Origin of the sequence: Photobacterium swingsii (assembly GCF_024346715.1) — a bacterium.
In the GTDB taxonomy this organism is placed as follows: domain Bacteria; phylum Pseudomonadota; class Gammaproteobacteria; order Enterobacterales; family Vibrionaceae; genus Photobacterium; species Photobacterium swingsii.
This window is the reverse complement of the sequence record NZ_AP024853.1, coordinates 559,371-582,027: the sequence shown is the minus strand read 5'-3', so window position 1 is coordinate 582,027 and position 22,657 is coordinate 559,371. Positions and strand designations below refer to the sequence as shown.

17 protein-coding genes are annotated in these 22,657 nt (G+C 42.0%); 7 read left to right on the top strand and 10 right to left on the bottom strand.

Annotated features, from left to right (window positions below):
* Positions 1 to 4: 4 nt before the first annotated feature.
* The 4 genes from OCU77_RS19960 (at position 5) to OCU77_RS19945 (ending at position 5,499) form a co-directional block, all read left to right on the top strand.
* Positions 5 to 1,339 carry a PTS sugar transporter subunit IIC gene (locus OCU77_RS19960; protein WP_048898988.1) on the top strand — a complete coding sequence of 445 codons (1,335 nt, stop codon included), beginning with the start codon at positions 5 to 7 and terminating at the stop codon, positions 1,337 to 1,339.
* Positions 1,339 to 1,716: a PTS lactose/cellobiose transporter subunit IIA gene (locus OCU77_RS19955; RefSeq protein WP_048898989.1), complete on the top strand. Its 378-nt coding sequence runs from the start codon at positions 1,339 to 1,341 to the stop codon at positions 1,714 to 1,716. Before OCU77_RS19960 ends, OCU77_RS19955 begins: the two co-directional genes overlap by 1 nt.
* The gene (locus OCU77_RS19950) at positions 1,697 to 2,578 is read left to right on the top strand and encodes a DUF7916 family protein (protein WP_048898990.1); all 882 of its coding nucleotides are present in this window, start codon (positions 1,697 to 1,699) and stop codon (positions 2,576 to 2,578) included. Before OCU77_RS19955 ends, OCU77_RS19950 begins: the two co-directional genes overlap by 20 nt.
* Before the next feature lie 143 nt (positions 2,579 to 2,721).
* Complete coding sequence (locus OCU77_RS19945; RefSeq protein ID WP_107302706.1) at positions 2,722 to 5,499, top strand: family 20 glycosylhydrolase; 2,778 nt, start codon at positions 2,722 to 2,724, stop codon at positions 5,497 to 5,499.
* A gap of 134 nt (positions 5,500 to 5,633) precedes the next feature.
* Here the strand turns inward: OCU77_RS19945 and OCU77_RS19940 are convergent, their stop codons facing one another.
* From OCU77_RS19940 to OCU77_RS19910, 7 genes are all read right to left on the bottom strand, one after another.
* Positions 5,634 to 9,743 (bottom strand): DUF3859 domain-containing protein, encoded by a 4,110-nt coding sequence (locus OCU77_RS19940; RefSeq protein ID WP_048898991.1) that lies wholly within the window; start codon positions 9,741 to 9,743, stop codon positions 5,634 to 5,636.
* Between the two features lie 215 nt (positions 9,744 to 9,958).
* Positions 9,959 to 10,459, bottom strand: a complete 501-nt coding sequence (locus OCU77_RS19935; protein ID WP_048898992.1) for a hypothetical protein — start codon at positions 10,457 to 10,459, stop codon at positions 9,959 to 9,961.
* Positions 10,460 to 10,656: 197 nt separating this feature from the next.
* Positions 10,657 to 12,192: a winged helix-turn-helix domain-containing protein gene (locus OCU77_RS19930; RefSeq protein WP_084711791.1), complete on the bottom strand. Its 1,536-nt coding sequence runs from the start codon at positions 12,190 to 12,192 to the stop codon at positions 10,657 to 10,659.
* A gap of 169 nt (positions 12,193 to 12,361) precedes the next feature.
* Complete coding sequence (locus OCU77_RS19925; RefSeq protein WP_048898994.1) at positions 12,362 to 13,681, bottom strand: DASH family cryptochrome; 1,320 nt, start codon at positions 13,679 to 13,681, stop codon at positions 12,362 to 12,364.
* 180 nt (positions 13,682 to 13,861) lie between these two features.
* A complete protein-coding gene (locus OCU77_RS19920; RefSeq protein ID WP_048898995.1) occupies positions 13,862 to 14,971 on the bottom strand; it encodes an alkene reductase in 1,110 nt (369 codons plus the stop codon).
* A gap of 10 nt (positions 14,972 to 14,981) precedes the next feature.
* A complete protein-coding gene (grxB, locus tag OCU77_RS19915) occupies positions 14,982 to 15,611 on the bottom strand; it encodes a glutaredoxin 2 (RefSeq protein ID WP_048898996.1) in 630 nt (209 codons plus the stop codon).
* A gap of 73 nt (positions 15,612 to 15,684) precedes the next feature.
* Positions 15,685 to 16,353, bottom strand: a complete 669-nt coding sequence (locus OCU77_RS19910) for an SDR family oxidoreductase (RefSeq protein WP_048898997.1) — start codon at positions 16,351 to 16,353, stop codon at positions 15,685 to 15,687.
* Positions 16,354 to 16,485: 132 nt separating this feature from the next.
* Here OCU77_RS19910 and OCU77_RS19905 point away from each other — a divergent pair, with 132 nt between their 5' ends.
* Together OCU77_RS19905 and OCU77_RS19900 are read left to right on the top strand one after the other, a co-directional pair.
* Entirely contained in the window at positions 16,486 to 17,427 is a 942-nt protein-coding gene (locus tag OCU77_RS19905; protein WP_048898998.1) for a LysR family transcriptional regulator, read from the top strand.
* A 41-nt stretch (positions 17,428 to 17,468) separates the two neighbouring features.
* Positions 17,469 to 17,945, top strand: a complete 477-nt coding sequence (locus OCU77_RS19900; protein ID WP_162845619.1) for a peptide-methionine (S)-S-oxide reductase — start codon at positions 17,469 to 17,471, stop codon at positions 17,943 to 17,945.
* Between the two features lie 81 nt (positions 17,946 to 18,026).
* Here OCU77_RS19900 and OCU77_RS19895 read toward each other — a convergent pair whose 3' ends face one another.
* Positions 18,027 to 18,965, bottom strand: coding sequence for an ornithine cyclodeaminase family protein (locus OCU77_RS19895; RefSeq protein WP_048898999.1), 939 nt, complete (start codon positions 18,963 to 18,965; stop codon positions 18,027 to 18,029).
* Positions 18,965 to 19,951: a threonine/serine dehydratase gene (locus tag OCU77_RS19890; protein WP_048899000.1), complete on the bottom strand. Its 987-nt coding sequence runs from the start codon at positions 19,949 to 19,951 to the stop codon at positions 18,965 to 18,967. The genes OCU77_RS19895 and OCU77_RS19890 overlap by 1 nt, the downstream gene beginning before the upstream one ends.
* Before the next feature lie 429 nt (positions 19,952 to 20,380).
* Between OCU77_RS19890 and OCU77_RS19885 the strand changes: the two genes are divergently transcribed.
* Complete coding sequence (locus OCU77_RS19885) at positions 20,381 to 21,778, top strand: glycoside hydrolase family 1 protein (protein WP_048899001.1); 1,398 nt, start codon at positions 20,381 to 20,383, stop codon at positions 21,776 to 21,778.
* A 47-nt stretch (positions 21,779 to 21,825) separates the two neighbouring features.
* Here OCU77_RS19885 and OCU77_RS19880 read toward each other — a convergent pair whose 3' ends face one another.
* Complete coding sequence (locus OCU77_RS19880; RefSeq protein WP_048899002.1) at positions 21,826 to 22,623, bottom strand: AraC family transcriptional regulator; 798 nt, start codon at positions 22,621 to 22,623, stop codon at positions 21,826 to 21,828.
* Between the last annotated feature and the right edge of the window lie 34 nt (positions 22,624 to 22,657).

Genomic DNA, 22,657 nt, shown 5'->3' with positions numbered 1-22,657 from the left:
CGCAATGGCTATATTTGATCGAGTCCTTAATTTTATCGAAAATGTTGTTGCTCCGGTTGCAGGGCGAATATCCGCTCAAAGGCATGTGAATGCAATTAAAGATGGCTTTGTTTCAACCATGCCTTTTTTGATCGTGGGTTCTTTGTTACTGGTATTAGCCTTTCCCCCATCTGAAGGCAATTTCTTCTTCGATGGTTGGCATGGGTTAATCGATATTATTGGCAAAGAAAATATCATGGCGCCTTTTCAGTTAAGCATGGGGATTTTTGCTTTATACGCTGCGTTTGGTATTGGCTTTAGCTTGGCGGAGTCTTATAAATTGCGGGCGATGAACACGGGGATGTTATCAATCTTTGCATTCTTGCTTGCTGTGGCACCAATGCTTGATATAAAAGATGTTGGTGGTGTACTTCCTGGTGCGTTTCTTGGTGGAACGGGTGCATTTACCGCTATCCTTTGTGGTTTGTTAGTACCCGAGATGCAGCGTTTACTGATCAAATATAATATTCGTATAAAAATGCCAGATGCTGTTCCCCCTAAAATTTCAGCATCATTCGATCTTCTTATTCCTATTGTCTTTATTTCCTTCATTATTATGTCGATCAACGTATTTTTAGGTCAGTATGATTTGAAAATACCTTCAGCAATCATGCAGCTTTTCCAGCCTTTAGTATTGGCTTCTGATAGCTATATTGCTTGTTTAATCGCAGTGCTCATGGTTCAGCTACTTTGGTTTAGCGGGATTCATGGTGGTTCGGTTGTGGGTGGCATTATTGGCCCTATGCTATTGATCAACCTTGGCTTAAACCAAGATGCTTTGGCTGCTGGGCAACCATTACCAGCAATATTTATTAACCCTGTTATGGATTTCTTCATCTTTGTTGGTGGGGCCGGAGGAACATGGGGGTTAGTGCTCTTGATGATGCGTTCTAAAGCCACTCAGCTAAAAACAATCGGTAAAATGTCGATAATCCCGGGAACATTTAATATCAATGAACCTGTTATTTTCGGTACCCCGATAGTGATGAATCCTATTTATTTCATTCCTTGGTTATTAGCACCAACCTTGAATACGACTATCGTTTGGTTAGCGTTTAAATCAGGTTTCGTCGCTAAAATTATTGCAATTCCACCTTGGACAATGCCAGCACCGATAGGGGCTATTATTGCAACCAATTCAGGTACCGCCGCCTTAGTCGTGCTGAGTAGCTTAATTGTCAGTGCCATCGTGTTTTATCCATTCCTTAAAATACATGAAAAACAACTTCTTGCTGAAGAGAAAGCCATGAATACAGCAGCAGAAGGCACAGACGACCTAGTACCGACGGAGGCAAATTAATGGACATGGATATTCAGTGTAGTGACGACATTACAGAAGAGTTTTTGATGACCTTATTGTGTCAAGTGGGTGAAGCGCGTGCAGCCTGCATGGAAGCGATGCACGTCGCGCGGCAAGGTGATAATGAAAAAGCATTACGCCTATTAAAAGATAGCGACCAAGCCCTAGTCACAGTCCATAAAACACAGACTGCGTTGATCGGTTTTGATGAAGGGGCAGGCAAAGTCAAAATGACCTTAATTTTGACCCATATTCAAGATCATATTATGACCACCATGCTTTGCCGAGATTTAGCCGAAGAGATGGTGGCAATTCAGCATAAATTCACGCAATTAGAAGCCCAAAGGAATGAAAGCTATGCAGAAGCGAATATTTGATTATACCGCCCATGATTTTGAAATGGCCTCTCGTCAGCAATTGGTAGAGAGTATTCGAAATTCTGAAGGGCGCACCGTTATGGTGGAAAATGTTGTTGCGATTACCCCCCCCATAGACATGGTTTCAGGCGCAGAGATCGCAGCGGCTTTTGGTGCCGATATGATCACATTAAATTGCCTTGATGTAATGAAACCTGCGATTAAGGTCTTGTCTGAAAATCCCAATGAAGTCATGACGGTTTCACAAGTAAAAGCTGCAACCGGGCGCTTAATTGGCTGCAACCTAGAACCAGTGCCAGATGACGTTAAGCATGTGGACCTTGGTCGAACGGTCACCAAAGAAACAGTCGAAAAAGCGATTGAACTTGGGTTAGATTACGTGATGCTAACAGGCAACCCGGGTAATGCCGTTACGCAGGAAACCATTTTGGATGCGATTGCTTTGGTACGCAATGTTTCAAAAGATATCATCATTATTGCTGGTAAAATGCATGCGGGTGGGGTTGGGAATGACTATAACCTCAATATCGTTAGCCAATTTGCTGAAGCAGGCGCAGATGTCATGATGTTCCCGGCGCCTTATACCACACCAGGAGTCAGTGCTGATATGGCAAAATCCATGATGGATGCAGTGCATAATAGCGGTATGTTAGGCATGTTAGCGATTGGTACGTCACAAGAGGGAGCATCGCAAACCTACATCGAACAGGTTGCCATGGCCTGTAAAGCAGCAGGGGCTGATATTGTTCATATTGGTGATGGCGGCTATAGCGGTATTGCACCCCCTGAAAATATCATGCAATTAGGGCTAACACTTCGTGGGCGACGTCATCAATATAAAAGAATGGCGAATCGACGTTAATTGCACAAATAAATATTAAATAAAGTTAAAAGGTAAATAAAGAGGCATATATTTATATGCCTCTGACTTAACTTTATTAAAAGTTGTTGAACCACATCATTTAAAAATCTTCGTTATGTTTTTTTTATCATGGAGTAGATAAAATGAATCAGATAAAACTTCCGCTTAAAGTACTAGCGGTTGCCTTAATGTCACAGCTTGTAATTAGCAACCCTGCTTATTCCGAAACATTCCATCCAAAAGCCAATGAACTCGAATTACTATGGAAGGTCGTTGACCATGATATAGGCGAAAATATATTTTTAGGAAGCTTAACCATTACTAATAATGGAACTGAAACGCTTAGCGATAAAGATTGGTCACTTTATTTTAGCTCAGTAAGGCCCCCCGCATCTGTTTTACCATCAGATAATATAGATGGAATAAATGCACGAAAACAAATGTTAGACCAAAACGTATTATTAAAAAATGCAGACGATGCAGCTAGCGGTGACTATTTTGTACTTGAGCCTGTGGCTGGCTTTAAGCCTATTTTACCGGGTGAATCTAGAGAGATCATGATCACCGCGCAATATTGGCAGATGCTGAAGAATGATTCTCCATCAGGTTTTCATATCGCATATAATGGCCAGGCGCCTCATGCTATCTCCGTTGACGTTATGATGGACCCATCTGATCCTAAGCAGACGCGGCAGAGCATTAACGATAATATGCCGGTTCAAACCGCCCAATTACGTTTCACTGAAAATAACGCAGAAAAATCGCAGGTTTCGGTGCAGCACCAAGTTGTTCCTCAGTTGCAGGCGGCTGAGTTAAAAGACGGTGCATTCCTAACGTTATTAGGCTGGACTGCTTCTATCAAAGCACCAGAAAGTTTACATAATGAAGCATTATATCTACAAAGCTCGCTTAAAGACTTAATGAAGGGCGATTTCCCCATTAATGCGACAGAGCCTAATATGGCGGGCGTCATAAACTTAACTATTAACCCATTATTAGATACAGATGCTGATGGTGTCGCAGATAAGGAAGGTTATCGATTAGATATCGATCCTTTCAATGGCATTACCATTGAAGGAAAAGACGCAAGCGGCGTATTTTATGGTATTCAAACATTGCGTCAGCTGATACCGAATGATGTTTATCAATCTTCTGTTAGTGCAAATAAAATGCAACATGCAGTATTACCTGCGATGACTGCACTTGATGCTCCAAGATTTGAGTATCGTGGCATGATGCTTGATGTTGCCCGAAACTTCCAAAGTAAAGAGACTATTTTTAAATTAATTGATTTATTAGCTTATTATAAAATTAATAAATTTGAAATGAACGTAGCTAACGATGAGGGGTGGCGTTTAGAAATTCCAGGTCTTCCTGAGTTGACCGAGTTTGGTGCAAAACGAGGGTATGACTTAAGTGAAACAAAAATGCTTCATACTTTTATGGGGTCAAGCAATGAATTTAATACTGGAGATGGTATTGAAGGAAAGCCTAAGAATATTATAGAAGCGAATAATGGGGTAAAACCCGACTTTCAAGGATTTGAAATTGCTCAGCAGAATTTTTTAGGCAAAGGTTGGGGGTACTACACAACTGAGGATTTTAAAGACATATTAAAATATGCAGCAGATCGTCATATCGACGTCATATTAGAATATGACTTTCCAGCACATGCCCGTGCTGCTATTAAAGCGATGGAGTACCGTTACAATAAATATAAAGAGACAGATCTTGTTGAAGCCAATCGCTATCGCTTGATTGATCCTCTAGATAAATCTGAGTATTACACACCGCAGTTTTATACCGATAATATTGTGAACCCATCGCTAGACGGTACTTATGCTTTCTTAGAAAAAGTCATCAGCGAAACAAAGGCAATGTATGACGCCGTGCCTAGTGCGGAGATAACTCGGTTACATGGCGGCGGTGATGAACTCCCTCATTTAGGACCAAATGAATGGTGGGCGAAGTCGCCAGCTATACAGCAAAACCCTGAAACCGCAGGCAAAACAGATGCTGAGTTATTTGATTACTTTTTCATGCGCTGGGTTTCCATTATTAATCAAAATGGATTCAAAATGGCGAGTTGGGGTGATGTACTAACCCATAATGGTACAGGTAATGTCGATTATGGTGAGTTGTACCCTATATTCTGGAATAACGTGTGGGGGTGGGGTAATGAACATCAAGCCTATGTCTTTGCTAACAAAGGTTATGATGTGGTGCTATCGCATGCGACCAACTTGTACTTTGATTTAGCCTACAATAAACACCCAGACGAAGTTGGTTATCACTGGGCAGGTTATACCGACACAAAAAAAGCGTTTGAATATCGACCATTTAATATTTACGCCAATGGGAAAATAGATAAACTGGGTAATCCTGTTGAATGGAATCCAAACTGGGTTTCATTGACGGAAGAAGGTAAACGTAATGTAGTTGGCTTACAAGGTCAGCTATTCTCTGAAAACTCGAAATCCCCAGAGATTATGGAGTATTTGGTTTTCCCTAAATTATTGGGTGTTGCGGAGCGTGCTTGGGTAACTAATATGCCAGCAGAATTGCCTATCGATCAAAGTGGTAAAACGCCAATGGATCAGGCTTGGGATACCTTCTCTAATACCTTAGGGCAGTTCGCTTTAAGTAAACTGGAATATATTCAGCCTGTTGATATCTATGAGCAGTTGCCACCTCAGCATGGTGTGAATTACCGAATCCCTCTGCCTGGTGCAGTTGTTGATGCGGGTAAGTTAAAGATAAATACACGTTTCCCTGGTTTGAGAAATCAATATTCGCTTGATGGTGGTAGTACGTGGCTGCCGTATTATGCACCAGTTGATGTTAACCATGCTGGAACGATTAAGACGCGTAGTGTGACAGTCTCGGGTAGAAACAGTCGCACCGAAGCAGTTCAGCAATAACGGTATTTTTTACTAACGACAACAAGCCAGTTAGCTCCCCCTATAACTGGCTTTTTCTTGTTGTGTAAAGTGGTTACTTAAAACAGATGAGTTTGCGACGTCGTGATGGCGAGGCCTGTCGTTAACCTGCGTGATTAAAGTGGTTGATAAATGCCAACATCCTGTATGACTTTCTTTGAAATTCGATTCATCACTCGAATAAACAGTCTACGCAGTAAGCCAAACTTGATATTAACGATAGCAATCCGACATAGCTCCCCCGTTGTGCTATAGCCAAAATACACTCGCATGCCTTTGCGGGCGAGATATAGTGCTAAAACATTCGACGCATTGTTTTCATTAGGTTGAATGAGATGAACCGCCTCCTTTTTAGTGACTTTTTTTCGCCAACTTTTTGCATCTCGTTGTACTGCATCTATGGTGTTTGGCTCTCCGAGTAAGAGAATTTTACTTTTTATACGGCTTTCTAAATAAGGAAATACCTGATTTGCCGCGGGATACCAACTGTCAGGCTGGGTTTGGTTAAGGCGAATATCTACCATTTCTAACGCGCCCTGGCGTAGGTGGCTATATACCTGAGTAACTGGCGTTAGCAGTTTATTTCCTAATAGTAAGCCATTAGTTGATTGATTATGTTGTACTAAGTCCAGTTCACCGCTTGTGATGTTTAAGCTGCCAAGGTGTGCAACATCTAGGGTTTCATCTTCAAGTAAATGCGTCAGCTCGCTGATATGGCTACGTTTGTTGTCCATTACATGAAAGGTTTTGTCGGCGACTAATAAACCAGATGGGTCGTGGATCTCAAACCGATAAATACCGCAGATATTGAGTGTACGATGCGACATAGTCCAACCGACATAAGTGCGATGACCGAGTGAAATACTTGTCGTCCACTCTGATAAGTATCCATCTTCACTGTGCATATAAGGGTGGTGAAGCTTGATGGTGAGTTCTAATTCTTGGGCTAACTCCTCTTCATCTTCGTCATCAGGGAAGTAGCCTAGCTGTAAGCCAAATGAGCGACCTAATTCATTCTCAATGAGCAGCGTCTCTTTACGGTGCTCAAGTTTATAGAATAAGTGGCAATCGCTCTCTTCTTGCTCTTGCTTTATTTCTTCGAGCTCTTCTTCTGTCGCCCCTTCGACGAAGATCCCATAATGAACAACTTCCACTTTTGATATGTCAGCTTTGTGGTATTTCCCGGCTTGAATATCTGCGACTAAGTCACGGACATGACGTGAACTGTGTGAGGCATAGCTGTCAATGAGAGGTTGAAATTCTGGGTGACGAGCCAAGGCTTTGAGCAAGCTTAATAGTTCTTCTACCTGTAACTTAGCTATGTAGTGATTGATATCGGGCTTATTGGCAAACCAAGGGTAGCTTTCTTCCCACCCTCGGTCGAGTGAGTAAGATAGTAATTCACCAATATTCGCGCCACTATCTTGCACTTTTTGACAAAAAACAGGCAAGGTTATTACGTTTTCATTGTAGAGCAGATCAAGCCCTAAATGTGGTCTTGCTGCGAAGATACGCATAATTGCATCTTGTCGGTGAGGAGAGGCGAGGTAATACAAGGTTTCTAACTCAGCCATGCCATACAAGGTATCGAAATCACGGACGCGGTATTGGTCGCAAAGGGTGAGAATGGTATCGACTTGCTCTACGGTTAATGGTGTCGTAGAAAGTAGTATCTCACTAAATTGTTGAAGAGCCTGCGCTTCATTATTTTCCATTGCTTGAGGTGATGTGTGGTTACTGCATATTTGACGACGAACTTTTGCCATCATTAAGTAATGCACAGTCTCATCAAAGTAGCTGATGGTGAGATCAGGATGAGCTTTACGCAGTGCGATATAAAACTGTTGCTCTCGGCGAGGTAAAATATACTGTAAGGCAGCCTGTATACTTTGCTGATCATTGTCAGCATCTTGTTCTACGATCCATTGTTTGAAGAAGGGAGCGAGTAGTTCTGCTTCATCATCATCCCAACCTATGTCATCCAAAATGGCTTCTATTTGATAGGCGAGGGCGGTTAATGGCGTTAACCCATGAAGCTGTTTGACGAAATTTGCACTTGCCTGGTTTTTATTTTCCTTGGGATCGGAAAAGAAATACGCCAACATTCGGCTGGTTTTACAGGGGGCAACACGTAACCAAAGGGTGAGAAAACGTGTGCAGAATTGCTGCAGTGGAGAGCTGTCTAATTGGGCGACGACTTGGGCGCATACTAAGAGTTTTTGTGCGTTATCGCTGAAGTTACGTAAGAATTGATAGTAGGGTTGTACAGGATTAACCCTTTCCTTTCGTTCGTATCGGATTAACTGGGTTTCAAAGCGCGTCAGTGTTTCTTCCAGTTGATTATGTTGTTGCTTGAGGTATCCATCAACAAACTGCCAATCCGCAGCGACTTTGCCAAGACCTTCCTCATTAGGCGCATCATAGATATAGGGCTTCTCATCGTCATGGCAAATAAAATAGCTTGTTTCGTTTAAATCACGATAGATCAGATTTTCTAAATTTTGTGCTAATTGGTTAAGCGCGTATGACGATAGTTCATCATTTTGGTCATGTACTTTGTCCCATTCCACAATGGCGGCACATAAAGCCAAATGTGTAACAGCGTCGAAATCTTCTGTTTGGGTTAATTGAGTAATAATAGCGATCATTTGGCTGCGGTGGCTTTGTATAAGCGTGTAGCAACGCTTGAACGCCTCATATTCGATACTACTGCTATACCCTGAAAACTCACCGATATGGCGGATTAACAGTGCTTGCCAGTCACCGTTGTAGCGTGCAATAAAGTCTTCATCCGTTAGGAGTTCATAGGTTTCGACTATCTCGTTGGCGAATTTGGGATGGAATGCTTGTTTGTTGTTCCAATGGTGAAGAACATCAAACATGCGCAGTAGTTTTTGACGATTAATGGCGAGAATGTCTCCAGTGTCATCCTCATCGTTCCAATCCACGAGTAGATCGTAAATGATGGACGCCATTTCGGCGTGGTAGCTGTCAAGGCCACCGACATGGTATTCGATTTTTTTGTGAATGTTGAAGTTCCCTGCTTTGGCGACAGCGGCCATATCACAAGGTGCTATTTTTGATAAAATATTCGGGTTTTCACCTGTTTCAACAAAATGCCAAATAGCCTCTCCATGTTCAAAGCCTTCTGTGACAAAAGCTTTCCAGTCTTGTTCGCCTGTACCGTAAAAGTAGTAATTATCACGATAGTAATCGTCTTCATCTTCAATGGCTTTCGGTGCCACAATTGGGCGACCTAAATATTGCTCGATTTCAAGTTTAAGCTCGGCAGCAATTTCATCACCCGGTGAATCTATGAAATTTCCGAGTAATACTTGGTGGTATTCTTCTTGCCCAAAATAACACTCTCCTTGAGCTGGAGACATTAGGGTATGAATAAAACTTTCGACTGGGTGTTCTTGATAGTAGCGACTATCATCTGTGTACTGTAAGTAGTCCTGGTCGGCAAAACGCTGCTTCAAGAGAGATTTAAACGTGTCAAATTCGGCAGGGTCACGACGGAAAATGCGCAGTAATTCATTTTCAATCGGCTCATCCTGATCAGCATGTATATCGTAATGATTGCGGTGCTGTAGGTTAAACATACGTGCTCTTGCGCTCGTATTATCACAGTAACAAAAGGCTTTTAGCGTGTGGTGGTTGTAGCCTAAATGATGAGTCAGTATGGCTAACATCTCTTCACCAATTGGCGCGTGCTCTGTATCCCAATAAGGGATGGTATACCCACCAAGTAAATAAGCATTGTGAGGATAGGTTAATGCAATCATGAATAATGGCAGTAAGCCCATGACATCACATTCAGAAATCCACATCTCAGATGAATCATTGATCTTACGAGAGATATTGCAGATGAGCTTTGCCGTTTGTGTTAGCTGTTCTTCCAATTCCGGGTGTTGGCAAGCTCGAAGGAAAAATGCGGTCTCAGAGGGAAGTTGCGTTGCACTCAGTATTTTTTCAGGGCTAAGGTTTTCTGTGCTGTAGTCACTATACCCCAATGTGAGATTAGCGAGTTTGGTGCCGTAAAGGCTTCCAATGCGGTCATCACTACCTGAAATGACCTTGAAACGTACGTGGCAATGAAAATCTGAAAATGCACCATCGGTTTCAAGTAATTGACGATAAGTGATCAACCCCTGATATAGGGATTCGACTGATTGTGGGTCATAGGACACCACAAATTGGGAAGTGTTTAAAGCAACAGACATAGTAAATACATAATACCAATGAGAAGAGGGGCTCAGAGTAAATGCTAATGTTATTTATGTCATTGGAAACATACAGATAAATTATCGTTTTAAGCTCTATCGCACATTAGTGCTATTGAATTGTTCTTTACATGGTGAAAATAGGCACGTAATACATAGCTGTATAACGTGCCAATAAAATAGAAGGAATATTTAATTAAAGGTGGTAGTAATTATTACTTTCCGTTTTCATTACGGATATACATAAGAGCAACCATACCAAAACCTAGGAATTGCCATAGGTATTGACCATCACTCGCACCTGTAATCGTTTGTGTAAATGCCATGCATGATGTTACCAATAACGACGCAATACCCGCTCTTAGTAGCCATACTCGCTCTTTACCTTGCATAAATTCACCCGCAATAACAGAGCGAATAATAAGCAGGAATGGAATACATTGCAGGATGATTAAAATAGGGAACATGAAATCAAATGTTGGGCTAATAAATAGGTGTCCAACTGCGCTTTTATCCCAAGTGCCGACAATGTAGGTTTTCCAACCTACCCAAGTATCGCCTTGATAAGCTGTCTCTGGAGAAATAAAGCCAAGGAGTACACCACATACTTTATCGATGAAGCCATTCTTAAACCAAAAGACAAATAAGAATATTTGCACTGGGATAATGTTGAATGCGAGTGATTTGATGAAGGTTGATTTTTGAGTGTCTTTCATAATGTTCACATCTATTGATTTATGGGTATGATTTGTTGATGTGAAGAGTATGGAGATAAGCAAATTTCACGTAACTGATGCAAGACAAACTCTGAAATAAACATACAAAAATCAAACAGCGAAAAAATGCATGTTTGGTGTACGATAGCGGTGAAAGCACCGTGCCATAAGGGATTCACGGTGCTGAAATTAGTGAGCTAATCCGCTTGTTTGGCTGTAGGGAAAAGGTTTGATTTTTGTAAAGATGCTTTAAGTTCAGCAAGTTGGCCCTTTTGCCCTTTACTCAAGTGACTAAAGCGCTGGTAATTGTACTCAGCGCCTTTAGGGTTATTGGCTTGTTGATCCGCGATACTCAGTAAGTAGTAGCTAAGCGGGCTTGGTGAGTTTTCAGCAGCATAGAAAAGATAAGGGTATGCTTGCTCACCTTGCTGATTAACAATAAGGGCCAGCCCTAGGCTAATATTGGCAATATTACAGCGTGGATTCTTTTCAAAAGCTTCTTTAGCATAACTAAGTGCTAACCGTTTATCTTCACTGCTGTTGGTATTTAAAGAATTCATCGATGACATGTAAGAAAACAAAGCCTCAAGTAAGTAATTATCTCTGCCTTGTCTTTTAATCATTTCAAGTTCAGATGATAACCCTTTAAAACTTTCAGCACCTTTACCTTGATAAAAAAGAGAAATACCTTTTGAGATAGCTTGCCAATCATTATAGTTTTGCACTGAGGTGACTCTATGGTTCGCAAAACTATAATCAGGTGTAGTAGGTGATATGGTCGTTTTTAACGAAAGAACAAGATCGCCAATTGCTGAAAAGAAATCATCCTTAGTAAAAGTGACATCAAGCTTTTTTATTTCACCAGAATGTGATGGTATATCGATAAGAAGCTTAAGGTGATATCCCTTTTTAGTCTCTTTAATCCAGCCCTTGAGTGAAATAGCGTCTGGCGTTAACTGTTTTCTTGCCGCAGGCGTAAGTTGAGAATAGTGATAACCCACAATATTATTTGATGAGTTAAGGCCAAAGAAAAGGTAGTTATAGACATTGCGAGCGACAGTGAGATCTTTATTTTGGTCTAATTCAATATCATGAAATATAACAGGGATGACTTTCTTATTTTCGCTCGCTGTCAGGTCAATCGCTTCACTATTTGATTGCGAAAAATAAGTGATGCTTGTTGATATTGTCAGTAATGCAGCAATAATGATGGAAAAAATCATTAAACGCTTCATTGGTTGCGTGGCTTTGACTGTGTCTTTATTCGCATTTGTCGGACATGGCTGGTTGCTTGTTACAGCAGGCTTCGCGCGTTGTTTTTCTGGTGTATTGTCTGTCAAATTGCCTGGTAAATGCTTTGGCAAACTGCCAGAAGGTATACGGCTTGATAGTTCCTGTTCAATCACTTCTATGTCGAACAAGTAGCCTTGTTTGGGAATGGTTTTAATTATTGAATATGGACGTTCTTGATCGTTTAGCTGGCATCTCAGTTGGCTGATGACTTGGCGAACTAAATTGTCAGAGACTTGGCTACGATCCCAGACGGCCTCCGCGATTGTTCTGGCGTTTTGTACTTTGCCTTGATGTTGAATGAAGAAACTGAGCATACGCGCTTGAAGCGGTTCGAGATGACGCTCTTCACTGCGATCTTCTTCAATGATTAGACGGTTTTGTTCTGGTATAAAAATGACTTTAGAATCAGTGCCTAGTCGATAACTTACAGCTGATGGCATAACTTCCACGCGACAATAAAAAACAGCAGTGATGAGGTTATTAACTTTGCTGTTCAGAAGCAAGCAGTAGAGCGGTATCTTGCTTATTGAAACATCCTTGATAGGCATTTAATCCGTTAAATGAAGTTGTGTCAGCGAATTAGAACCGGTGCACCTGTCAATTAGGATGTTACTCGGGGTGAAGTGGCCAGTCTGCAGCGTCGACCGCATCAAGGTTGCCATCAGAGGTATTACCTTGCCATTTCCGAATAAAGATACCGCTAGGATCGTACTGCTCTGTTTGTTTTTGTAGATTGAAGTGCCTGTGTTCCCTCGGATTGGCACCTACACCCGCAATGTACTGCCAATTACCCCAGTTAGAAGCAACATCATAATCCAGTAAGTGTTGTTCAAAATAGCTAGCACCATATCGCCAATCGACGCTGAGTTCATGCACTAAGCAACTGGCAGCTAGCTGCCTGCCACGATTCGACATGTAACCTGTGAGGTTTAGCTGCTTCATACAAGCATTCACTATGGGGTAGGGTGTATTACCTGTGCACCAGCGACGAAAACGCTCACTGTAGTAGCTCGTATGTGGGGCTTTGTTTTTGATCCCTTTAAACATAAATAAATCTTTCTGGTAGCAGTGGGCATACCATTGAAAATATTCACGCCATAACAGCTCGAATTTGATCCATTCAGTAGATGAGTTTTTTTCAACGCGATTGTGGTAGGCGTCGAGTGCTTCAATGATCTTTCTTGCAGATAAACAGCCCAATGCAAGCCAAGGTGAAAATTTGGTGGAACTTTGCCAGTCATCAAGGGCATTTCTTGTTTGCTTATAGTGGCTCGGCTGCTGGCTAGCGAAATAGCGTTGTAGGTGCTCAATACCAGCTGCTTCACCACCACAGAAGCTATTATGGCTAGGGGCTTGTGGTTCAATTGGTAAATTGACACGCATATCAAGAATTTGTGATGGTGGTGGCGGAATATGCGCTATGTGATCTAAGCTGGTTTGGATAGGTTGGCTCTCGACTAATTTCCTAAATTTAGAAAAGCTAGCGGGTAAATTTGAAAGTTTAAAAGGAAGCTCTGCTTGATCGAATAAGGTGTGGGTGGCTGTTGTTGTAAAGTTTAGAAATGGGTAGCGTTGCTCTAATAATTGCCACTCTTTATTTTCATAGTAACCTGCATTCTCACTGCGGTAGAGGGCGGTAACATCAAAGCGTGTGATAAGTGATGGAAGAGCTGTCAACGGTGACTCAAACAGTACTAATAACACCTGTTTTTGATTTGTAAGTTGTTTGTTTAAGCAAGCCAATGATTGCAGCAAAAATTGCTGACGAGCTTGACCAATAGAGCGAATCGAAAAAGGCCGTTGGTGGGAATGGCTGTAGGGGAAACAATAAACACAAATTAATCTGTCTACTTCTTGTGCGGCGAGTGATAAAGCACGGTTGTCGTGTAAACGAAGATCGTTTTGAAATAGAAATAGCCCTGTCATCATGTTCTACAACCTATCGAAGACCCTTCAGCTATTACGTTGTATTGTATGATAAGGATCTTTTGAAGTGTAAGATCAGTTTAGTCAATCGAAGAAGATAGCGTTGATCGTTTTAAAGGTCTGTTAGTAACAGACCTTTTTTCATTTGTCGCCAAGGCGAGGAGTTACGCCTGAGTGCCAGTGTTACTCTACCGCTTCTGCGATTTGCATCGCGGGGTAATCGATATAGCCGCGTTCATCACCGCCAAACAAGGTTGCACCGTCTAAATCTGCAAGGTCATAATTGTTTTCTAGACGAGACACTAAGTCCGGGTTAGAGACAAATGGGCGACCGAAGGCCACTAAATCCGCATAACCTTTGTTAAGAACCTCATTAGCGCGTTCTTGGGTGTAACTGCCTGCCACAATGATGGTATTGGTAAAAATTTCACGTAGCTCAATGCGGAAACTCTCAGGAATAACGGGTGCATCATCCCAATCAGCTTCAGATAGGTGCATGTAAGCAATATCTCGCGCTTGTAATTGACGAGACGCTTCAAGAATTGTTGGCACAATATCAGGGCAGTTCATGTCTTTGAATGTAATGAAGGGCGCTAAGCGAACGCCAACTTTATCCGCGCCAATCGCAGCAATAACAGCATCTACCACCTCAATTAAGAATCGAATGCGATTCTCACGAGTGCCGCCGTAGTTGTCGGTACGTTTGTTGGAATTGGTGCGAAGGAATTGGTCAATGAGATAACCGTTACCGCCATGAATTTCCACACCATCAAAGCCAGCTTCAATGGCTCGTTTTGCTGAATAGGCAAAGTCTTTAATAACACGATCGATATCGCTTTGATCCATTTCACGAGGTTGAATACAGTCAACCATGTTGCCATTACCTTGATCATCGGAAATCCAGACCTTGGTTTCGATGGGTGCAAGGGCAGAAGGCGCGATAGGTAGCTCACCTTTTTGGAATGTGGGATGAGAAACGCGGCCGACATGCCATAGCTGACAGAACATGGCAGCACCTTGTTCGTGTGCTGCTTTCGTGACAGGTTGCCAGCCTTTGACTTGCTCATCGGTGTAAACACCAGGGGTGAATGAATAACCTTGTGAGTCATCAGAGATTTGAGTGGCCTCAGAGATGATTAACCCCGCTGTTGCACGTTGTTGGTAGTAAGTCGCCATCATATCATTAGGAATATTACCGGGTTGGCTAGTGCGTGCGCGTGTCATGGGTGCCATAACAACACGATTTTGTAGATCAAGGCTTTTAAGTTGTGCTTTTTCGAATAATTTTTTCATCGTCTTTATCTTATTTTAGTAATTGAACATTCGTTTCTTTGCTGACAAGTTCCATCCATTCTTTTATAGATGGTTCCCAATTGATTTCAGCGGCACTAAAGAAACCACGAAGAATAGAGAACAGAATGGCTTCATCAACGATAGCGATAGGAGTCGTTGAATCGAGTTTCAGTAATGTGCCTGCTTCACGGATCAAGGATCCCACTTCTTTTGCTATAGTGGGGGTATCTGTTAGCAGCAGATCAAAGTTAAGTGCTTCGGTTTCTTTTTTACTGCGCCAAGCACGTTGAGATGATGTGGTTTTAAATTCTGCGAGATCCATTGAAGACCATCGTGGGTAACCAATTTTCTGTAATGGCAGGAAGGCGCGACGTTGCCATTCTAGAATTGCTTCAGATGGAATATTGGTTTGAATTGAGTCAGCAAGAGATAAAAAGTGACCAATAATATCTAAGCTTTCAGCAATTGCTGTTCCATCATCTTTCACTAAGACAGGGACTTGTTTGCTACCAACGATATCGGTCGTTGTTTTGTCATCATCGTAATCAATGGTTACTACATCAAGTGGTAAATTCAGCATGCCAGCAACAAAGCGTACACGGGCGCTGAATGGGCAATGTTCATAAATGTAGAGTTTCATGTTTATTCCTATTTGTTGCTCTAGCGAAAGGTAGAGTCGTTATATTTTTTGCTATCGAGAGAGTTAGGTGGAATTAGTTAATTAATGCGCCGCCATCAACATCGATGATAGAGCCTGTCATATAGGGGTTAGTGATCGCCATTACATAGGCTTGAGCGACATCTTCTGCTGTACCAACACGGCCTGCAGGAAGGGTATTACGTGCATTTTCATACATGGATTCACGGTTTTGTTCATCCATTCCTTGGTAGGCGGTCGTCATTGTCAAACCAGGGCTGACAGCATTAACGCGAATAGGAGAAAGCTCTTTTGCTAATACTTTTGTAGTGGCTTCTAGCGCGGCGTTAATGGCTGTTTTGGTATAGGTATTTGCAATCACTTTGCGTGATAGCATTCCTGTGGTTAACGTAATCGTACCATTCGGTTTAATATAACGGCTAGCATGTTTAGCAGCGTTAATTGATCCCCAGAACTTAATATCAAAAGCCGCTTTTGCGTCTGGAATTTTCACGTCTACCACTTTACCGGCGGGTGCCGCAGAGCCTGCTGTAATGATAAGATGATCAAAAGCACCTATGGATTCGAAGTAAGCGTGCACTGATTTTTCATCGCTGATATCTAGGCCTGTTTGACGGCTAGCCACATGGATAATGTTTTCACTATTCTCAAGTTGCTTTGCGACAGCTGCACCTATACCCGATGTACCACCTAGAATGACATAGCTCGTTTTATCCTGACTCATAATCCTTCTCTCTCTGGTTGTTTTGTTTATCTGTTTTTCTTTGATGCTTGCTATTATATTTGTTCGACTAATTTTGATAATTGGGTAAAATTCAAATTCATTATTTAGTTAGAATGAACAATAGAGGTGTAAGTGGATAAATTCTCTGATATGACTATGTTCGTCAGTATTGTTAAGCGCCAGGGGTTAGCTGCGGCAGGGCGAGACCTTGGACTTTCTCCCGCGACCATGACGGCAAGGCTTCAAGCATTAGAAGAGAGGTACGGTGTTAAGTTACTTAACCGTAGTACCAGACATCTAGGTTTAACGGATGCAGGTGAACTTTATTACAAGGCCTGCCTCGACATTTTGGATAATGTTGGCGAGGTAGAGAATCTTATCCAAAATGGTATGAAGGAAGTTAAAGGGCCGCTCAGAATTTCTGCACCTAAAGATATCGGCAAGCAATACATCATGCCGATTTTGAATGAGTTTGTTGCGCAATATCCAGATGTCGTGCCTTATTTATACCTTGATGATCGTATCTCAAACATTGCTGAATCTGGCCGAGATATTGTTATTCGCTATGGTGAATTGGTTGATAGTAGCTTGATTTCACGCCGTTTATCGCCAAGCCGACGGGTTTTGTGTGCATCACCAGAATACCTTGCAACACATGGCACCCCCTTGAAGCCTGAAGATTTGGCTGCGCATGATTGTTTGGTGATGTTGCGCAGTAATGAAGAACTGAAAACTTGGCATTTTCAAGAACGAGATAAGAAGGTTTCGATAACTGTGTCGCCAAAGCGTTTTTCTGACGATGGCGAGATCATTAGGCAGTGGGCATTAGAAGGGGCAGGAATTGCACTCAAATCTGTACTGGATGTTCAGGCAGACATTAACAGTCAGCGCTTAGTGACGGTACTTAACGGCTATATGAAGAACTTTAATACTTCAACTATGGTCTCTAGTGCTGATTTGAATGTGGTGTATATCAGTAAGCAGTTTCAACCTAAACGGATTAGACTGTTTTTAGATTACTTGTTTGAACGTTTTCCTGAGTTGCTAGAAAAGTCAGGCGACCTACGTAGCTAGCGATCACCTGTTTTTTTTGTTTATTGATTGGATTGTATCTGATGGAAGAAATGTATTTTGCGGGTGGGTGTTTGTGGGGCGTGCAAGAATTTATGAAACACCTACCCGGTGTGATTATGACAGAGAGCGGGCGTGCAAATGGTACAACGCATACCACGCAAAGTGACTACGATGGTTATGCGGAATGTGTGCGTACTCAGTTTGATCCTCAGCAGGTGACGATTGCGCAGCTAATGGCGTACTTCTTTGAAATTATTGATCCTTATAGCGTCAATAAACAGGGTGATGATGTTGGCGAAAAGTACCGTACTGGCGTGTACAGCGTTAACCCTTCGCACCTTAAGCAAGTAAAGGCGTATATTTCGGCGCGAGAAGACAGTGATAAAGTGGTGGTTGAAGTGTTACCGCTGGTTAATTACGTCAAAAGCGATGATGAACATCAAGATAGACTGACACGTTTCCCCAATGATTATTGCCATATTCCCTTTGAGTTATTGAATAAATACAAGAAAAAGTAATGAAGTGCCTTTCGTTGTATCAAAATGCGAAGCCCAGCAGCTTGGTGCTGGGCTTGTTTCACGAGCAAATGGATAAAGCGCCTATTGTTTGATGACGGCATTTGCGATGGCAATGTCTTGAGGGGCTATTCCCGTAAAATCAGCAATGGTCAATCCTGAAGTGCTAAAGCGTGCTTGGTCTTTCAAGAAGGTGCCAAACTCTGTGCTCTTACGTTTTATGTGTTGCTGACTTCTATCATTGTACAGATACTGTAATTCACCATGATGTGAGCATTGCGCAAGGCTATCGGCCAAAATAAGGCTCGCATTTTGAAGCACGTTTTCAGTAAGTTCTTGCTTACCCTCGGTATCACAGCCAAAGGCGTTGATATGAGCATTCGGCTTTAACCAGTCATAGATGATATAGCCGCTGGTTGCGGGTGTGACAGTTGTGATCACGTCGCAAGATTCGCATAAGGCTTTTATCGACTTGCAAGGGACAACCTCAATGTCATGCTTAGCGAGTTGCTCTTTGAGTGACTGAATATTTTCTGACTTAATGTCATAGGCTAACACTTGATTAATTCCAAGAGCGTGGCAGGTGTAAACGCTTTGAAAATACCCTTGGATACCGCACCCTACAATGCCGAATGTTCGTTCTGAATTATCGCCGATCATGGTTTGAGCCATAAGGGCGCCAGCGGCGGCTGTTCTGTGGTCGGTGAGTATGCCTTCATCTTGTAGCATGTACTCGGGAAAGCCCGTATCAGCGTTAATAACCATGATGCAACCGTATGAGTTAGGTAAGCCTATTTCGTGGTTGGTATAGCTTCCTGATGCGATTTTTATAGCGGCATATTTCTGAACATGACTAATACCATATTTGATGTGCAGCTCTCCGTTCGGTAATGGCATATGGCCAACAGGGGGAACCACATATTTTTTGTCACTGTAATCGATATAACACTGTTTGATGATTGCTATCAGCGTAGACATATCAGGTAAGTTTGCTTCGATTGCTTGTTTATTGATAATTTCCATTATTTCACCATGGTCATTGCTGAGTTAAAGGTTTCGTCGCTCACGTTGCTGCCGCAAAGCACGATACATACGTTCTTATTTATATATGCTTGTTTATTTTTGATGAGCGTCGCGACAGCTACCCCAGCTGCGCCTTCAATGATCATGGCGTGATTTTCTTTAATCAGTTTCATCGCTTCCGCTATTTCATATTCAGTGACCGTTTCTGTGTTATCAATAACAGCCATACAGAGTGCTAGTGTGATGCTGCCTGCTTCAATACCGCCCGCAGTACCGTCTGATAGGGTATCGAACTCTACTACTTCAATGATCTCCTTAGCTTCCATACAGGCTTTCATTACTGGGGCATTTTCAGGAAAGGCGCCGACAATTTGAGTGTCAGGTTTATGCGCTTTGATGTTTGAACCAATACCACTGATGAGGCCACCACCGCCAACACTGGCGATAACAGCGTCTACATTTGGTGTTTGCGTTAAAATTTCCAAGCCAATAGTGCCTTGGCCTGCAATGATATCTTGGTGGTTATAAGGGCTAATGTAGGTGGCGCCCGTTTCTTTCGCATCTGCTAGTGCGACAGTTTCGGCATAATCAGCGCTGCCATCAACCTTAATTAGGGTTGCGCCAAGCTGGCTTATTTTCTTTTCTTTCTTGTTACTGATTTTTGCAGGAACATAAATAGTGACAGGGATCCCTAAGGCTTTTGCTGCCGCAGCCGTGCCAGCGCCATGGTTACCTGAACTTGCTGTTAATACACCAGTACTTTTGAGTTCTTGAGGTAAGTTCATCAGAGCGCTTGATGCACCTCTGATTTTGAAACTGCCTGTTGTTTGTAAGTTTTCACACTTTAGGTATACATTACCGCTGCAAATATTTGATAGTACAGGGGAGTAAAGCATTGGCGTTTCATATACGCCTCCCTTTGTATAAAAGTCGCTGTCCAACAGTTTTTTTGTTTTTTCTACAATGGTCTTTTTATTATTTTCCATATTGTTAACGCCTCATAGTTAATTCAAGGGCAATTTATATCAGGCGTTTTTAGCTGTAATTTACATATGTAAAGATTGATATGTTTTTTTATGAAATATCGAAAATAATATCAAGCAATGAGATTTCGCTGTGTATGCTTTTGACTTGCTTTATATGTGATTCTTATGTCGCGAGTGAACGGTAATGTGCTTTAAAACAGGGAATTTAATCGTGAAAATATTTCCTAGTTTGAGTGTTTTTAGCTGATTAAAGTGAGCGTATGGCAGTAAATGGCCAAAATGCGGAACAAATTGACTCTTAATTACACTCTTTTTCTTCCTGTTATATTCATCAATACTAGCGCCATGTTCCGCATAATTTGCTAGATGCTTTCCGTTCAACTATGCATAAAGCAGCATAAAGGCCAAGGCGATAAAATAGAGGCGTGTATGACTCATTTTCCGAATGATTTTTTATGGGGTGGCGCGATTGCGGCTAACCAAGTTGAAGGCGCGTATGCTCAAGATGGTAAAGGGTTATCTACCTCAGACATGCTCCCTTCTGGCATTCTTAGCCCCCACCAAACGCGTGAAGAGAGAACTGCTGGTATCAAGGATGTCGCGATTGATTTTTATAACCGCTACCCAGACGATATCGTCTTGTTTAAAGAGATGGGCTTTAACTGCTTACGCTTATCGATAGCGTGGACGCGTATTTATCCTAATGGGGATGACCAAGAGCCGAATGAAGCGGGCCTTGCTTACTATGACCGCATTTTTGATGAGCTGGCTAAGCATGATATCCAGCCGTTTGTGACCCTGTCACACTATGAAATGCCTTATGCGCTGGTGGAAAACTACGGTGGTTGGGCTGATAGAAAGCTAATTGCGTTTTTTGAGCGTTACGTCAGCACTGTTTTTGAACGCTATAAAGATAAAGTGAAGTTGTGGCTGACGTTTAACGAAATCAATATGTCGCTGCATGCGCCATTTACCGGTGTCGGTTTACCTGAAGAGGCGAGTGAGCAGGCGATTTATCAAGCCATTCACCACCAATTGGTCGCTAACGCTAAAGCGGTAAGCTTATGTAAGCGCATTATTCCAGATGGCAAGATTGGCAATATGCTATTGGGTGCGATTAATTATCCGTACACCTGTAACCCTGATGATGTGATTGCTGCCATGCATGAAAATAACAAATGGCTGTTCTTTGGTGATGTGCAAACACGCGGTAAGTATCCTGGTTACATGCTGCGATACTTCCGCGAGAATAACATTCATATCGAAATGGAAGATGAGGACTTAGATACTATTGCCCAAGCCTCGGTCGATTTCATCTCTTTTAGCTATTACGCCAGTGGTTGCGCAAGTGCTGATCCTAAACAAAAAGAAGTAGGTAACATTGTTGATAGCGTGCCAAACCCATATTTAGAGAAAAGCCAGTGGGGGTGGCTCATTGATCCTAAAGGGCTGCGGATTTTGCTGAATCTCCTTTATGACCGTTATCAAAAGCCGCTTTTTGTGGTTGAAAATGGCTTAGGGGCGCGTGATGAGATCGGCGAAGATGGCGAGATCCACGATGATTACCGCATTCAATACCTCAATGATCACCTGGTTCAAGCACGAGAGGCCATTGCTGACGGTGTCGAGTTAATGGGTTTCACTAGCTGGGGACCGATAGATCTGGTTGCGAACTCGACGGCAGAAATGAGTAAGCGTTATGGATTTATCTATGTCGATAGACACAATGACGGTACGGGCTCACTCATTCGTAAGCGTAAAAAGAGTTTTCATTGGTACCAAGAGGTGATTAATACCCAAGGTGGCTCCTTGGTGGATGAGCGCTAACCTATAGCTTAACAATTGAAGTTAAATCCTCGACTTGTTCGGGGATTTTATATGGTTTGGTAATAGTTTAATGAGAAGTTTTGTTCTGTCAGATATCCACTTGGTGTTGATTGAGTATAATATTTAAAGTCTTTAATAAAATGTGATTGATCATAATAACCATGATCGAATGCGACAGCTAAATACTGAGTTGATTGAGCGGTTAACAGCGCTTTCAGTGTTGATTGAAAGCGAGCCGTACGTTCAAAGTATTTTGCATCGACACCCGTAAATAATTTGAATTTACGTTGAAATGTTCTTTCACTACATTTTAATTGGTGTTTGACCTCAGTAATACTGTCACTTTGGTTTTGGTAGTAAATCTTATCGATAGCCCATTGAAGTGCAAAATCTTGATTTGTGACTTTAATCAGTTTTTGTAGCAGCCATTGCTCTAACAAGGTTACTCTTGCTATATCGCTTTTCGCTTCAATAAGCTGTGCGAGCAAACTTGTTGGTAATAGTTGCTCTGTGGAAATAGCTTGGTCTGATAGCTCAGTCAAAGGCAGACCAAATAGTGTGAAAAAACCCGCGGATCGAAAACGAATTGAGAGTAGTTTTGTTTTACCTGTTGCTTGAAATTGGATTAGTGATTTTCGAGGGCAGACAAGAACACTATCATTAGTATGGAGTTGTGATTGTTGATAAGTTTTGAGTTTTAATAGATCTCCAAAGTTGAATAGCATTTCAACGCCAGTACCAGGCAGCATATTTGGGAGTGTCGTAATATTGTTTTGTTCCCAAAGCCAAAAATGTGCAATGTATTGGCTTAATTTAGGGGTTGGCTTAATCCGTTGTGTGTACATAATGGCTATGTTTCCTACCACCTCTAACATTCAT